Raw genomic sequence first — 14,159 nt, 5'->3', positions numbered from 1 at the left:
AATGCTAGAAGAGAAAATACTTGACCAGGTAAAACAAGTTATTGGATTAGTTAAATACCCGGTAGAGTTTGCGACTTCCCTGGATTATTCCGAACAGTCCAAGCAGACCTCCGAAATCCTGCATCAGATAGCGGGATTATCTGACAATATCCAGGTAAAATGGGAAGAAAATAAGCGTAAACCTTCTTTTGCGATTCGGCGGGTGGGAACCGATATTAGTGTACGTTTCGCGGGGGTGCCGACCGGAACCGAATTCAACAGCTTTGTATTAGCGTTATTGCAGGTGGGTGGGCATCCAGTGAAGGCTGATGCTGATATTATCGCCGCGATTAAAGAAATCGATGAACCCGCCGAGTTCACCAGTTATGTTTCGCTTTCTTGCATGAACTGCCCGGACGTGGTGCAAGCCCTGAACGCGATTTCAGTTCTCAACCCCTTAATCAAACACACCACGGTGGATGGGGGAACTTTCTGGGAAGAGTTCGAGCATCTGCATCTGCAATCCGTACCCACGGTGATGAAGGATGGAGAACTATTCCTGCAGGGCAGGGCAACTTTAGAACAGATCGTTTCCAAGATTGGGCGGGGAATGACCGGTCTGCGGGCAAAACGCCTCAACGCCCTGGAACCCTTCGACGTGCTGGTAATCGGGGGCGGCCCCGCCGCCACCGCCGCAGCAGTATATGCGGCGCGTAAACAATTACGAGTCGGGTTGGTGGCAGACCGCATCGGGGGACAAATCCTAGAGAGTGGTCAGATCGAGAATCTAATTACCCTTGAACGGGTACAACCCGAGGATTTGGTCGCCACTTTTAAAGCTAACCTGCGTGATTACGCGGTTGAACAGATTGGCGGGATCCAAGTTGAGTCCATTGGGGAACGCGATAAGGACGGAATGATTCCGCTTACTACCGAGGGCGGGGCTTGTCTGCGCGCGCGTACCGTGGTGATTTGTAGCGGTACCAGTTTTAGGCGTCTGGATATTCCTGGCGAAGAACAGTACCTGAACCGGGGGGTCACTTTCTGTCCTCACTGCGACGGTCCGTTGTTTGCCGATCGCCGGGTAGCAGTCATGGGTGGCGGCAACTCAGCGGTCGAGGCCGCAATTGACCTGGCGGCTTTGGCTCGCGAAGTTACCTTGATTGACCTGGCAGATCAGTTGCAGGCCGATAAGGTGCTGGTCAATCGCTTGGAAACGCTACCTAATACCAAGGTAATCAGTTCTGCCAAGGCCACTAGGGTGCTGGGGGACGGCCATCGGGTTACCGGTCTGGAGTACGCTGACGCCAGTGACCAGAAGCAAACTTTAGATTTGGACGGGATCTTCGTGCAGATCGGCTCGATTCCCAACACTGACTGGTTACCGGAAACTATGCAGTTAGAAGACGGATATATCAAGGTAAATAACCAGGGTGCCACTTCGGTGCCGGGAATTTTTGCCGCCGGGGATTGCACCAACACTCCGCATAAACAGATTGTGATTGCCCTGGGTGCCGGCGCTAACGCTGCCCTAGGGGCTTTTAACTACCTGATTCGCTGTCCGCAGCACGGTGAACAGCTGTTCTAACGGTTTTATTTTTTAGGGCGCGAGTGCTCGTGCCCGAGTTTTCTGTACCTTGGGGGAGGTTGTCCCCAAGGGGAGATAATCCGGGGTTTTCCTGGTCCGCAAAATAAAAAATTTAGTTTGCCTGCCTGCAAGGTAAGTCTTAAAGCATGGCAACCAAGAACCGAGAAATCGGGGCGGCGGGAGAGAATCTGGCAGCCCGGATGCTTAAAGAGTGCGGATACCAGATAATCGACCGCAATTGGCGGTGTCGATTCGGGGAAATCGATATTATCTGCCGAGATCCGCGTTCGGCGCGTCTAGTATTTGCCGAGGTAAAAACCCGTACCACTCAGCAATATGGGGGCGCTAAGCGGGGGATAGGGCGCGAAAAATATGGCCGCCTGCGCCAGCTGGTCAGCGTATGGCTATCTCGACACCCAGATATTGGGAAAGGGTACGGGGCACGGATTGATCTGATTGCCATTGATGTCTCCGGTGGAAAAGTTCCGGTAATTACCCACTGTCGGGGGATTTAAAATGGCGCAAATCGGAACTTGTTTCGCGCTAGGAATGGTGGGTTTAAACGGTCACCTAATCAAAGTAGAAGCCCATCACACTCAAGGATTACCAGCATTTGCACTGGTAGGACTGCCAGATGCTTCACTGCGGGAATCTCGGGCTCGGGTGGAGGCCGCGATCGCCTCTACCGGGCTGCGGTGGGAACCTACCCGGCTGACGGTTAATCTTTCCCCGGCGGAACTGCCTAAGACTGGCTCCGGTTTTGATTTACCGATCGCGCTAGCAGTGGTGGCCTCCCGCTATGCGGGGGTGCAAAAACGGGCAGAGGGGATGGTGTTTTGTGGGGAACTGGGCTTGGATGGCCGAGTCTATCGGGTAAAAGGAATCTTGCCACAGGTTTTGGCGGCGCGACGTGCCGGCTTTAAGAAAGTGATGGTGGCCTCCGAAGCGGTTGCCGAAGCCTCCCTAATCGAGGGAATAGAAATCATTGGAGTATCGCACCTGGTAGAAGCGCTGTTTTATTTAGGGATGCGAAAGATGAAAGAGCGGGTAGCGCAGCTTAAAACCCTAGATAAACCTGCATCCCCGCAAGTATCCCCGGCCTCAGCGATCGATGATCCCCCGGATTTGCAGGAGGTGCGAGGAGCGTTCCTGGCGCGCAAAGCCTTGGAGATAGCTGCCGCCGGGGGACACCACCTGAGTTTTATCGGGGTTCCCGGATCTGGGAAAACCATGCTGGCGCGTTGTTTACCGGGTATTTTACCTCCGTTAAATGACGAAGAAGCCCTGGAAGTAACCTCGATTCACTCCCTGGCGGGAACTTTTATGCCTGCCAATGGCCTGATGCGCTGCCCGCCCTTTATTGCCCCGCACCATTCTGCGACGCTGCCGGCTTTGATCGGGGGAGGCAGCGGGATTGCTACCCCGGGCGCGATCTCCTTAGCTCACCGGGGCGTGCTTTTCCTAGATGAAGCCCCTGAGTTTCAAACCCGCAGCCTAGATGCTTTAAGACAACCTTTAGAAACTTCAAAAATAACCGTGCATCGCTCGCGGGCAGTCACCAGTTTCCCGGCCGCGTTTCAGCTGGTGATTGCGGCTAATCCGTGTCCTTGTGGGATGTGGGGACAGTTGGGAGGGGAATGCAAATGTACTCCTTACCAGCGGGTACGGTATTTGGCGCGGCTATCGGGGCCGCTGATGGATCGCATCGATCTGCAATGCCGGGTAGGGCGACCAAAAATTACCGATTTAACCACTGACGAAGTACCCGAGACCAGTAAAACCGTGCGCGAGCGGGTGTTATCTGCTCGAGAACGTGCGCGTTATCGCTGGAAAGAGCAGGGAGTTACCCTAAATGCTCGCATCCCCAGCCGTATTTTGAGGCAGCGTTTAGATTCCGCCACTAAAGACCGCCTGGATCACCTGGTGGGTTCGGGAAGAATTTCGATGCGGGGCGCTGATCGTATTTGTCGGGTGGCCTGGACGGTCGCTGATCTTAAAGGCAGAGATAAACCCACCAGCGAAGATTTTGGTCTGGCCTATTCGCTGCGAACTTCGCACAGCTCTTAGGAGGAAGTATGGAAGATAATCATCAGTACCGATTGGCCTGTGCCAGTTGGTCAATGCTAACTGAGGCCGAAGATTTGGCGGCAGATTTACTGCTTAGTGAACTCGGACCGGTTGCCGCTTTAAAAATTGCACGCCGCGCCGCCAGTGATGATCCGCAGCGTTGGCACCGATATCTGCCGGTAGAGCTAGTTCGACGCAGCGGCGGAGATAAGTGGGATAAAAGTTTTTCTAGGTGGCGGGGGCGTCTAGAATCCCTAGATTTACCGGCCTTAGAAAAGATGCTCTCCCGAGGGCGTTTTAAGTTAGTTACTCGGCGCGATCCAGATTGGCCAGCCGCGTTTGCAAATGTCGCTAACGCACCCTGGGCACTGTGGGCAATCGGGGATACTTCCCTGCTAAATCAGGAGAGTGAAAAAACGGTGGCGATGGTAGGGGCGCGTGCCGTTTCCAACCTGGGACACGATATTGCCACCGAACTTGCCTGGCGCTGTGCCGGGGAGGGGATGACCCTGGTTTCCGGGGGTGCTTATGGGGTGGATTGCCTGGTTCACCAGGCTTGTCTGCGGGCAAAAATCCCTACGATTAGTCTGCTGGCAGGAGGTCTGGATCGTCCTTATCCGGCTATGAACTCGCAGATGTTTAAACAGATTTCTGGCAGCGGCTTGTTGCTTAGTCAATATCCGCCCGGATCGCGCCCCACACGCTGGCGATTCTTAGATCGCAATCGCCTAATCGCGGCGTTATCGGCCGCAACTGTCGTCATCCAGGCGGGTTTTCGCTCTGGAGCGCTCAATACTGCCCGGCACGGCATGGAACTAGGGCGGCAAGTGGGGGCAGTTCCCGGCCCGATTAACCAACCCGAATGGGCGGGTTCCAACCAGTTAATTCGAGATGGCGCCACTTTGATTAGCAGTGCCGAGGACGTGCAAGAAATGATTGCGCCCCTGGGGACGGTAACTGCCCATCCGATGCGGGTGCAGACAGGGTACTTGGACGGCCTGGATCCGCTAAGCGCCCGAATCCTGGATGCTACTCCGTTGCGGAGTCCGGCAAATGCCTCGGCAATTGCGCGCGCCAGCGGGGCAGCCATCGAAGAAGTGCTGTCCATTATGGGTAACCTGGAAATGGATGGCCGGGTAATCCAACTTGATGGCAAATGGAAAAAGGCGGGAGTCTAGGGATGCGAGCGGTGAAGCGAGGCGAAGCCTTAGAAGATTATCGCCGCTATCTGCAGTATGCGAAATCATTCTCTCCAGCCTCCATTAAGGCGTATCTAGCGGATTTGCGTGGCTGGCTGGATCATTGCGAGATTACCGAAGAAGAATCGATTTTACCGGCCTGCACTTTGCCGGCAGCGCGTAATTGGTTGGCGCAGCTGCGCTCCCAGGGACAATCGGCTACCACTATTGCCCGTAAAATCGCGGCGCTGCGTGCTTTTTCAAAATGGGCAAAACAAAACCAAGTGCTGGAAACAGATTTTGCGAAGCAACTTCGCACCCCGAAAACCGCGAAAAATCTGCCGCATATGTTATCGGTTTCGCAAGCTAAAAAGCTGCTTGCTTGGTGCGAAAGTCAGGCAGATACTAGCGCGGTGATGGCGCGAGATTGGGCGATCTTCGAGTTGATTTACGCCACCGGGGCGCGGGTGGGCGAGATTTGTGCCCTAGTACCGGAAGATATTGATTTCAACTCGCGCACGGTGCGGCTGTGGGGCAAAGGATCAAAAGAACGAATAGTTCCCTTTAGTCCCCAGGCCGGAAAAGCTTTGCGCTTCTACTTGCAGAGGGCGCGGGGAGAGCTGCAAAAGTTGCCGCCTACTGACGCCCTATTCTTAGGAGCCCAAGGCGGGGTAATTTCGGAAAGGATCGTACGCGGACGCCTGCACCGCGCCTGTGCCCTGGCGGGAGTACCCGATTTAGGGCCGCACGGTCTGCGGCACTCGATGGCCTCCCATATGTTGGAGGGCGGGGCAGATCTGCGGGTAATCCAGGAAATGTTAGGACATTCCGCGCTGTCAACTACCCAGCGCTACACCCATGTGGATGCCCATCGTCTAATCGGTGCCTACCAGCAGGCTTTCCCCCGCGCCTAAAATTTTTTCACGTCGCATTCCCCTGTTAGCGACCGCCAAAAGCCGGTTTAAGAGTCGGGGAGTAGGCGAATCGGTCCCAGAATCAGCAATAGAGGATTCAGGTAGTGGTAATCATCGATTTTTGCCCCAAAATGTAGCCCCGGGTGTCCCGCCTCCAAGGTTCCAATCTTTTGACCGGCTGTAACTGACGTTCCTACCTCTAAGTCACTTTTCACCGGGGTGTAGGTAGTGCGAATCAGCTCCGTATGCTTGATCGAAATACTGGGCTTACCGGCGATAGTGCCGACAAAGAAAACAGTTCCCGCGCGCGCACTAAAAACCTCACAGCCTGCCGGCATTGCTAAATCAACTCCCCGGTGTCCGCTACCCCAAGGGGAGCTTGGGGGGTCAAAAGCTCGTAGAATCTCGACGCGGTGGCGACTTGGCCACTGGTAATATCCGATCTCTCCCGCAAGCTGCGCCAGATTCACCGTTTGCCCAAATCCTTGACCTCCCGTGCTGGCAAGAGCCGGGGGAGCCGAGGAAAAAGCCAAGAGTAAGGTCGCGACCAAAGCCGCTAGTAGCGCCCCGAAGGAGTAGAGATTCTTCTTCACTCCCTCAGCTTGCCCGCCCGCAGCCTCCGCAAAAATTTAGTAAATAAACAGACCAGGATGACGCGCCCTTATATACCCCGGAGGACAAACGGAGAAAAACCAGGTAGGCAACCGGCGAAAGTCAGATAGGTAACCAGGCGCCAGCCGCAGAAGAAGCCGCAGGAACAACTGGAACAACCAAAACAAACTTCGCAAACTGAATAACCAGTATTTTCTTTTGAAAACTGTCAGCAGATTAACAGTGCTCAGTGCCACTTTCAGCTTGGGGTAGTTCCTCAAGGCCGCTAAGATAGCTCTTAGCACCTGGATTCCCAGGTGACTTCGCGTACGACTACCAGCCTTGCTGGGTCACGCTGGCTTCGGTCCTATTTTTTGGTGGCGGCAAGCTCTAGGGGATACCCCCGAAAGCGGTCTTTACCAGTAAAAATGGGTGTCAGTGGACGTCGTGCCAGGAACCGAATGGAAACCGTAAACCGGGGCAATAGCCCCAAAACACGTGCGCCCTAGCGCACTGAAAGGAAGTCATGGCGGTAGTAACCATGTCTGAGCTGCTGAAGAGCGGCGTTCATTTTGGACATCAAACCCGGCGTTGGAACCCCAAGATGAAGCCCTTCATCTTGACTGATCGCAACGGCATTTATGTAATCGATTTGGCGCAGACCCTGGATGGCATCAATCGTGCCTATGATTTCGTGCAGCAAACCGTGCTGCGCGGGGGAAACATCCTGTTTGTCGGCACCAAGAAACAGGCGCAAGACTCCATTGCCGAACAGGCGGAGCGGGTAGGGATGCCCTACGTTAATCAGCGCTGGCTGGGCGGCATGCTCACCAACTTCGGCACCGTACACAAGCGCTTGCAGCGTCTGCGGGAACTAGAACAAATCGACTTTGATGATGTTTCCGGTTCTGGACGTACCAAGAAAGAACTGCTGATGATGAGCCGCGAAAAAGATAAACTCACCCGCACCCTGGGTGGTATTCGCGATATGGCACGCATCCCCTCCGCTATCTGGGTAGTCGACACCAATAAAGAGCATCTGGCAGTGGCAGAAGCCAACAAACTGAATATCCCGGTTGTAGCGATTTTGGATACCAACTGTGATCCGGACGAGATCGAGTTCGGGATTCCCGGTAACGATGACGCTATCCGTTCGGTAGCCCTGCTTACCCGGATTATTGCCGATGCCTGCGCAGATGGCTTGATTGCTCGCTCGCAAAAGGCGGCAGCTAAGAAAGAAGCTAGCGAAGAAGCCGCTGCGGAAGGCGAAGCGGCCGCTCCCGCCAGCGAAGAACCCTTAGCCGATTGGGAACGGGAACTGCTAGAAGGCGCCGCAAAGGACGAAGCTAGCGAAGAAGCCGGCGACAAGAAAGCCGAAAAGGCAGAGGACGCGAAAGAAGAAGCCCCTGCCGCCCCCGCGGAAGAGGAAAAAGCCCCGGCTGAAGCAGAAAAGTCTGAATAATCCGCTGAGGATCGTTAACGAGAGGAACATACTTATGGCTATTTCGATGCAAGACATTAAGGAACTGCGCGAACTGACTGGCGCGGGTCTGATGGAAGTAAAGAAAGCACTGGAAGAGGCAAACGGCGACAAGGACGAAGCTGTAAAGGCGATTCGTTTGGCGGGTAAGAAATCCCTAGCTAAGCGGGAAGATCGTTCTACCGCAAATGGCCTGGTAACGGCGAAAGTGCTGGATACCGCGGACGGACAGGCTGGGGTAATGCTAGAGCTGAACTCCGAAACTGACTTTGTGGGCAAGTCCCCCAAGTTCGTGGAGGCCGCCGAGGAAATCATGCAGGCACTGGTAGACAGCGGAGTAAGCACTCGCGAACAGCTGCTAGAGGCTAAATGCGGCGAAGGCACCGTGAAAGACAAGGTCGAGGAAATCGGCGCCCTCTTCTCCGAGAACATTGTTTTGGGACAGGTTACCCGGATTGAGGGCGAGGCCGTGACCAGCTACTTGCACTACTCCTCCGCGGATCTGCCCGCGCAGGTCGGGGTGCTGGTGGCCACCGATAAGGCGGGCGCTGAAGTTGCCCACGATATCGCGCTGCACATTGCTGCTTACAGCCCCCGTTTCATTGACCGCGAGGAAGTTCCCCAGTCTGAACTGGATAAGGAACGCGAAACTCTGCGCGAAATGACGATTAAAGAGGGTAAGCCCGAAAAGATCGTAGACAAGATTGTGGAGGGCCGGATGGGTTCCTTCTACAAGGACAACTGCCTACTGGATCAGGATTTTGCGAAAGATCCCAAGAAGTCGGTAGGACAGATCGTGAAAGCGGCCGGCGGTAAAGTTACTGCTTTTGCCCGTTTCCACGTAGGTTCTTAAGCAAATAAAGATGTGGCCTCAGGAAAATCCTGAGGCCACACTTTTATGTTCGCAAGTCAAAAACCCGGGTTTGCCGGGATAAATAAGTAAGAAGCATTTGGGGGAGCTCCCCAGGCAGTAATCTCGGGTTAAGGTAGTAACAGGTTGCCTACCGGCCAGTAACGATATTTTAAGGGGACAAGGGTGAACCAAGAAGTCGCAAATAAACAACGCAGAGTGATGCTGAAAGTGTCCGGAGAGGTTTTTGGGGGCGGACACGTCGGCATGGATCTGGACGTTATCAATTCGGTAGCTCAACAGATCGGAGCCGCAGTTGAACAAGGAGTTCAAGTAGCAGTGGTAGTCGGCGGGGGAAACTTTTTCCGTGGCGCCGAACTTTCCCAGCGCGGCCTAGACCGGGCGCGGGCAGACTATATGGGAATGCTAGGAACCGTGATGAACTCCCTGGCTCTACAAGATCTGCTAGAGCAGGCAGGAGTAACCACCCGGGTACAAACTGCCATCACCATGGGACAGATTGCCGAACCCTATATTCCCTTGAAAGCGGTGCGTCATATGGAAAAGGGGCGGGTAGTGATTTTCGGTGCCGGGTCCGGTCTTCCGTTCTTTTCTACCGACACTGTTAGCGCCCAGCGCGCCCTCGAAACCCATTGCCAAGAGCTATTAGTAGGTAAAAACGGGGTTGACGGGGTCTATAGCGCAGATCCCAAGCGTGACCCTAATGCCACCAAGTTTGACCACCTCACCTATCAGGAGGCTCTCCAAAAAGAACTGAAGGTTATGGACGCCACTGCCTTTAGTCTTTGTATGGATAATGGTCTCAATACCCGCGTTTTTGGAATGTCTGAGCCTGGCAACGTTACTTCCGCCCTGCTAGGTGAGACAATCGGTACATTAGTTTCTGCTGAAAAGGAGTAGCCAAGTGATTGACGATATTCTGCTCGAGGCCGAAGACAAGATGGAAAAAGCCATCGAGTTTTCCCGGGAAGAGTTCACTGCGATTCGCACCGGGCGGGCCAACGCCGCCATGTTTAACCCGATTTTGGTGGAGTACTACGGGGCGCCTACGCCTTTGCAGCAGCTGGCCACCATCAATATTCCCGAACCGCGTACCGTGCTGATTTCCCCCTATGACAAATCTTCAACCAGCGACGTTATCAAGGCAGTTCGTGACAGCGACCTGGGGGTTAACCCGACTGACGAAGGTAACCATATTCGGGTAACTCTTCCGGAGCTGACCGAGGAACGCCGCCGCGACTATGTAAAACTCGCGGGGCAAAAGGCCGAGGAAGGCCGGGTCACGATTCGTGGTATCCGCCGCAAAGCCATGGATCAGCTTGGGAAGTTGAAAAAAGATGGCGATGCCGGCGAGGACGAAGTGGCCCGCGCGGAAAAGGAAATCGAGGCTTTGACCAAGAAGCAGGTTGATACCATGGATACCCTGCTAGATGCCAAAGAAAAAGAATTGATGGAGATGTAGTTGAATCCCAGCCCCCACGCCTTAAGCGAGGGATCTGCGTCTGTAATGAACCCAGAGCCTGCTAAGAACCCGCCCAAGAAAGCTAAAAAATCACGGGCGGGTCGTAACCTGCCAGCCTCGATTGGGGTGGGGATAGGCCTGGGAGCCTTGGCACTGGCGCTACTGCTGGCACCCACGGTTTTATTCCTGGTTTTTGCTATGGTAGTGGCGATTATGGCCGAAGCCGAGATGTCCAGAGCCCTTGCGCGTATCCGGATAAAACTGTGCCTGCCTCCCCTTTGGGTAGGCACTATTGGGATGCTGCTTTGTGCCTATCTGCTAGGCCCGGAGGGGCTGTGGGCGGCGCTGCTGGCGACGTTAATCGCTTGCGCGATTTGGCGCCTAAGCGTGGGACCTTCTAAGTTTGCTACCCGCGACCTCTTAGCTACCTGCTTTGTGGCTATCTATTTGCCGTTCCTGGCCTCTTTTGTAGTGATTATGCTGCATAACCCGCATCATCCAGCGCCGATTATCCTTTGGATTGTGGTCACTATCTGTAATGACATTGGCGGCTATGCGGCGGGGGCGCTTAAAGGTAAGCACCCGATGGCTCCGGCAGTTTCCCCCTCGAAAAGCTGGGAAGGCTTTGCCGGCTCGGTGGTGATGTGTACGGTGGCCGCTGCTATTGCCGTCTGGGTGACGGGCACTCCGTTGTGGGCAATCCCGGTACTTGGGGTACTTACCCCGGTGATTGCCACCTGCGGCGACCTGGGAGAATCCTTGATTAAGCGGGATTTGCAGCTTAAAGATATGGGGCATTTGCTGCCCGGTCACGGCGGGGTAATGGATCGCCTGGACTCGCTGCTAATCACGGTGCCGCTGTTCTTCGTAGTCTCCCTATTTATCTTTTAAGGGCGGCAGCAATGGCGAAAGAAAAAGCCTCCGGAAAAGGGAAAAGCGCCGCTAAAAGCAGGGGGAAGGGACGCGTCCTCCCCAATAGTGCTGCCAACGATAAAGACTTGATGCGCAGGGCTCGCCCTAGCCGCGATCCCGCTCAAGTAATGCCCACCGATCAAGTACCCGAGGGTGCCAGTAGCCCAGATGCCCGTCCGGTGCTGCGTTTTCAAGCAACCAGGCGAGTAAAACCGCAGGTACATCTGGCTGATTTTGATTTGGCGGGACGCAAGCAACTGCTAAAAGAAGCCGGTTTTCCGGCGTTTCGCGCTGATCAATTATCCCGCCACTATTTCAGTCGGCTGAATATTGATCCGCAGCAAATGTCGGATCTGCCCGCTCAGGGGCGCGAAAAGCTCACGGATCTGGCTTTTCCACCCCTAGTTGAGCAAGTAGTGGTGCGCAGGGGGGATCAGGGAATGACCCGAAAATACCTGTGGCGACTATTTGATGGTGCGGAAGTAGAGTCGGTGCTGATGCGTTATCCCTCCCGCGCTACCCTGTGTATTTCTTGCGAAGTGGGATGCGGAATGGCCTGTCCGTTTTGCGCTACTGGGCAAATGGGGCTGACCCGCAATCTGTCTACCGCCGAAATTGTGGAACAGGTGCGCTTGGCGCGTAAAGCCTGCGAAGAGGGCGAACTTGGCGGGGATCCCTGTCACCTATCCAATGTGGTGTTTATGGGGATGGGGGAGCCGATGGTGAACTATCGCGCGGTGATGGGGGCGGTGCGGCGCCTGATTGCTGACCCGCCGGAAGGTTTCGGGATGTCGGCGCGGGGAATCACGGTTTCAACCGTCGGGCTGGTGCCGGGGATTAAGAAACTGACGGCAGAAAAAATCCCGCTCACCTTGGCGATTTCACTGCACGCCCCTGATGATGAACTGCGTGACCAGCTGATTCCGGTGAATTCTCGATTCAAGGTTAGTGAACTTTTAGATGCCGCCTACCAGTATTTTCAAGCTACCGGCAGGCGAGTTTCCATCGAATACGCCCTGATTAAGAATATGAATGACCAAGCCTGGAGGGCGGGGCTGCTGGCGGATTTGTTGAATGCCCGCGGGCACGGATGGGCGCATGTGAACCCGATTCCCTTAAATCCCACTCCCGGATCTATCTGGACGGCGAGTGAATCCCACGCTCAAGCAGAATTTGTGGATACCCTGGAGAGTAAAGGTATAACTACCACTATCCGCGATACTCGCGGACAGGACATTGACGGAGCGTGTGGCCAATTGGCGACCAAATCTCGGAAGGAGAGGGCTGGCAAATGAGTGAGAACAGCTTTCCGCGAGCCGGTTATTTTACGCGGGGATACGATCCCTCCCAGGTAGACGAGTTTTTCACTAAGGCGCGTAAAGCCTATGAGGGCGGGGTGCCTGCTGAAAAATTCTCGGCTGCCCAGGTGCGGGGTGCCCATTTTGACCTGGTGCGTCGCGGTTATCAAACTAGCGCCATCGATCAGGCAATGGACCGGCTAGAGGCGGCGTTCGTGCGCCGTGACCGCGCCGATAACGTGGCGGTTAATGGTTCTCAGGCCTGGATGGAGCGGGTTGCCCAGCGGGCAACCACTCTTTATCCGCGGATGCTGCGTCCTCGGGGTAAACGTTTCGCCCATCCGGATGGCAAAGGTTATGACGCCGCCCAGGTGGATGAGCTTCTTGACCGGCTGGCACAGTATTTTGACTCTGATGAGGGAATGACTTCTGCCCAGATTCGCAGTGCCACTTTCAAAACCGCCAAGAATGAAAAAGCCTATAAAGAGGGCGTGGTCGATGCCTATCTCTCGCGGGCAATAGAGGTACTGCTGGCGGTAGAATAGCCGCTGGTGGGCGGGAAATGCCGCCAAAATAATACCGGTGATTGGGGAGGCAGTGCGCGACGTTTTCATTCTGGGATCCACCGGATCTATCGGCACCCAAGCCCTAGAGGTTATTACCCAAAATCCGGGGTGTTTTTGTGTCCGCGCCCTCAGTGCCGGGGGATCTAACCTAGCTTTACTGGCGCGCCAAGCCGCGCGTTTCCGCCCCGAGATGGTGGCGATTTCTTTAGATAAGGGCGAAGAGTTCGCTAGCGCGCTAGCTGCGGAACTGGCCGGCAGTAGCGAAAAATATCAACCCGAGGTTTTGACCGGGGAAGATGCTAGTGCGCTTCTGGCTGGGCGAGCTGACCCCGAAGCGGTAGTGCTCAACGGGATTACCGGCGGGGTGGGCTTAGCTCCCACTTTGGCGGCCTTAGAAAGCGGAGCCACCCTGGCACTGGCGAATAAGGAATCTTTGATTGTAGGCGGCGCCCTAGTAAAAGCAGCCTGCCAGCGCCCTGGACAGATTGTGCCGGTTGATTCAGAGCATTCGGCGATTGCCCAGGCTTTAGCTTCGGGTGTGCACCATAAGGGGCTCACCAGCGTAAACCAGGATGGGGGCAGTGAAGTTAGCCAGATTATTCTCACTGCCTCCGGAGGGCCGTTTAGGGGCAAGAAGCGCGCGGACTTAGCGGAGGTCAGCGCGCAGCAAGCGCTTAATCACCCCACCTGGTCGATGGGGCCGGTGGTCACTATCAATTCTTCAACCCTGGTGAACAAAGGGTTAGAGCTGATAGAGGCGCATTTGCTGTTCGATGTTGATCCCGAAAATATTGTGCCGGTGATTCACCCGCAGTCGATTATTCACTCCGGGGTTACTTGGCGCGATGGGGCCACGATTTTGCAGGCCTCCCCACCCGATATGCGTCTTCCGATTGCCTTGGGACTAGATTGGCCGACCCGCCTAGAAAAAACGGTTACCCCTCTGGATTTCACTAGCGCCCAGCAGTGGCAGTTCGAGCCGGTAGATCACGAAACTTTCCCGGCAATAAAACTGGCCCGAGCTGCAGTGGCGGCCTCGGCCTCGCACCCGGCGGTCTATAACGCCGCGAATGAAGTTTTTGTGGATGCCTTCCTGGCGGGAAACCTGCCCTACCTGCAAATAGTGGATTCTTTAGCGGAAGTATTATCTGAACATATCGGTATTGATAATCCGGATTTAGGGCAGATTATGGAAGCGCAAACCTGGGCGAAAGCCAAGGCTCAGGAAATTGTCATAAACACTAGGTAGGGTA

At 55.0% G+C, this 14,159-nt stretch carries 14 protein-coding genes; 13 read left to right on the top strand and 1 reads right to left on the bottom strand.

Annotated elements, in window-relative coordinates:
• Position 1 precedes the first annotated feature (1 nt).
• The 5 genes from ahpF to KO216_RS06725 all read left to right on the top strand — a co-directional run bounded on the left by ahpF (position 2) and on the right by KO216_RS06725 (position 5,726).
• Entirely contained in the window at positions 2 to 1,567 is a 1,566-nt protein-coding gene (gene ahpF, locus KO216_RS06745; RefSeq protein WP_215523478.1) for an alkyl hydroperoxide reductase subunit F, read from the top strand.
• 146 nt (positions 1,568 to 1,713) lie between these two features.
• The gene (locus tag KO216_RS06740) at positions 1,714 to 2,082 is read left to right on the top strand and encodes a YraN family protein (protein ID WP_215523477.1); all 369 of its coding nucleotides are present in this window, start codon (positions 1,714 to 1,716) and stop codon (positions 2,080 to 2,082) included.
• A gap of 1 nt (position 2,083) precedes the next feature.
• On the top strand, positions 2,084 to 3,634 hold the full coding sequence (locus tag KO216_RS06735; protein ID WP_215523476.1) for a YifB family Mg chelatase-like AAA ATPase: 1,551 nt from the start codon (positions 2,084 to 2,086) through the stop codon (positions 3,632 to 3,634).
• An 8-nt stretch (positions 3,635 to 3,642) separates the two neighbouring features.
• Positions 3,643 to 4,812, top strand: coding sequence for a DNA-processing protein DprA (dprA, locus tag KO216_RS06730; RefSeq protein ID WP_215523475.1), 1,170 nt, complete (start codon positions 3,643 to 3,645; stop codon positions 4,810 to 4,812).
• 2 nt (positions 4,813 to 4,814) lie between these two features.
• Complete coding sequence (locus tag KO216_RS06725) at positions 4,815 to 5,726, top strand: tyrosine recombinase XerC (protein ID WP_215523474.1); 912 nt, start codon at positions 4,815 to 4,817, stop codon at positions 5,724 to 5,726.
• 47 nt (positions 5,727 to 5,773) lie between these two features.
• Here the strand turns inward: KO216_RS06725 and KO216_RS06720 are convergent, their stop codons facing one another.
• Positions 5,774 to 6,319, bottom strand: a complete 546-nt coding sequence (locus tag KO216_RS06720) for a M23 family metallopeptidase (RefSeq protein ID WP_251451960.1) — start codon at positions 6,317 to 6,319, stop codon at positions 5,774 to 5,776.
• Positions 6,320 to 6,843: 524 nt separating this feature from the next.
• Here KO216_RS06720 and rpsB point away from each other — a divergent pair.
• The 8 genes from rpsB to dxr all read left to right on the top strand — a co-directional run bounded on the left by rpsB (position 6,844) and on the right by dxr (position 14,155).
• Entirely contained in the window at positions 6,844 to 7,779 is a 936-nt protein-coding gene (gene rpsB, locus KO216_RS06715) for a 30S ribosomal protein S2 (RefSeq protein ID WP_215523473.1), read from the top strand.
• Between the two features lie 34 nt (positions 7,780 to 7,813).
• Positions 7,814 to 8,650, top strand: coding sequence for a translation elongation factor Ts (tsf, locus tag KO216_RS06710; protein WP_215523472.1), 837 nt, complete (start codon positions 7,814 to 7,816; stop codon positions 8,648 to 8,650).
• A gap of 219 nt (positions 8,651 to 8,869) precedes the next feature.
• Entirely contained in the window at positions 8,870 to 9,568 is a 699-nt protein-coding gene (gene pyrH / locus KO216_RS06705) for a UMP kinase (RefSeq protein WP_215524087.1), read from the top strand.
• 4 nt (positions 9,569 to 9,572) lie between these two features.
• On the top strand, positions 9,573 to 10,130 hold the full coding sequence (gene frr / locus KO216_RS06700; protein ID WP_215523471.1) for a ribosome recycling factor: 558 nt from the start codon (positions 9,573 to 9,575) through the stop codon (positions 10,128 to 10,130).
• Positions 10,131 to 10,175: 45 nt separating this feature from the next.
• Positions 10,176 to 11,021 carry a phosphatidate cytidylyltransferase gene (locus KO216_RS06695; RefSeq protein WP_215523470.1) on the top strand — a complete coding sequence of 282 codons (846 nt, stop codon included), beginning with the start codon at positions 10,176 to 10,178 and terminating at the stop codon, positions 11,019 to 11,021.
• 110 nt (positions 11,022 to 11,131) lie between these two features.
• On the top strand, positions 11,132 to 12,337 hold the full coding sequence (rlmN, locus tag KO216_RS06690) for a dual-specificity RNA methyltransferase RlmN (protein WP_215524086.1): 1,206 nt from the start codon (positions 11,132 to 11,134) through the stop codon (positions 12,335 to 12,337).
• Positions 12,334 to 12,885 carry a DivIVA domain-containing protein gene (locus KO216_RS06685; RefSeq protein WP_215523469.1) on the top strand — a complete coding sequence of 184 codons (552 nt, stop codon included), beginning with the start codon at positions 12,334 to 12,336 and terminating at the stop codon, positions 12,883 to 12,885. The genes rlmN and KO216_RS06685 overlap by 4 nt, the downstream gene beginning before the upstream one ends.
• A 52-nt stretch (positions 12,886 to 12,937) precedes the next feature.
• Entirely contained in the window at positions 12,938 to 14,155 is a 1,218-nt protein-coding gene (gene dxr / locus KO216_RS06680; protein WP_215523468.1) for a 1-deoxy-D-xylulose-5-phosphate reductoisomerase, read from the top strand.
• The last annotated feature ends 4 nt before the right edge of the window (positions 14,156 to 14,159 follow it).

The sequence above is a fragment of the Varibaculum prostatecancerukia genome (assembly GCF_943169825.2).
In the GTDB taxonomy this organism is placed as follows: Bacteria; Actinomycetota; Actinomycetes; order Actinomycetales; family Actinomycetaceae; genus Varibaculum; species Varibaculum prostatecancerukia.
Note: the sequence above shows the minus strand (reverse complement) of the source record. Positions and strands in the feature narration are given on the sequence as shown.

Excerpts from the sequence above, each read along its gene's own strand:
- rpsB (WP_215523473.1), top strand. The coding sequence starts at position 6,844 with ATGGCGGTAGTAACCATGTCTGAGCTGCTGAAGAGCGGCGTTCATTTT.
- KO216_RS06735 (WP_215523476.1), top strand. The coding sequence starts at position 2,084 with ATGGCGCAAATCGGAACTTGTTTCGCGCTAGGAATGGTGGGTTTAAAC.
- tsf (WP_215523472.1), top strand. The coding sequence starts at position 7,814 with ATGGCTATTTCGATGCAAGACATTAAGGAACTGCGCGAACTGACTGGC.
- rlmN (WP_215524086.1), top strand. The coding sequence starts at position 11,132 with ATGCGCAGGGCTCGCCCTAGCCGCGATCCCGCTCAAGTAATGCCCACC.
- dprA (WP_215523475.1), top strand. The coding sequence starts at position 3,643 with ATGGAAGATAATCATCAGTACCGATTGGCCTGTGCCAGTTGGTCAATG.
- ahpF (WP_215523478.1), top strand. The coding sequence starts at position 2 with ATGCTAGAAGAGAAAATACTTGACCAGGTAAAACAAGTTATTGGATTA.
- pyrH (WP_215524087.1), top strand. The coding sequence starts at position 8,870 with ATGCTGAAAGTGTCCGGAGAGGTTTTTGGGGGCGGACACGTCGGCATG.
- KO216_RS06685 (WP_215523469.1), top strand. The coding sequence starts at position 12,334 with ATGAGTGAGAACAGCTTTCCGCGAGCCGGTTATTTTACGCGGGGATAC.
- KO216_RS06725 (WP_215523474.1), top strand. The coding sequence starts at position 4,815 with ATGCGAGCGGTGAAGCGAGGCGAAGCCTTAGAAGATTATCGCCGCTAT.
- KO216_RS06740 (WP_215523477.1), top strand. The coding sequence starts at position 1,714 with ATGGCAACCAAGAACCGAGAAATCGGGGCGGCGGGAGAGAATCTGGCA.
- KO216_RS06695 (WP_215523470.1), top strand. The coding sequence starts at position 10,176 with ATGAACCCAGAGCCTGCTAAGAACCCGCCCAAGAAAGCTAAAAAATCA.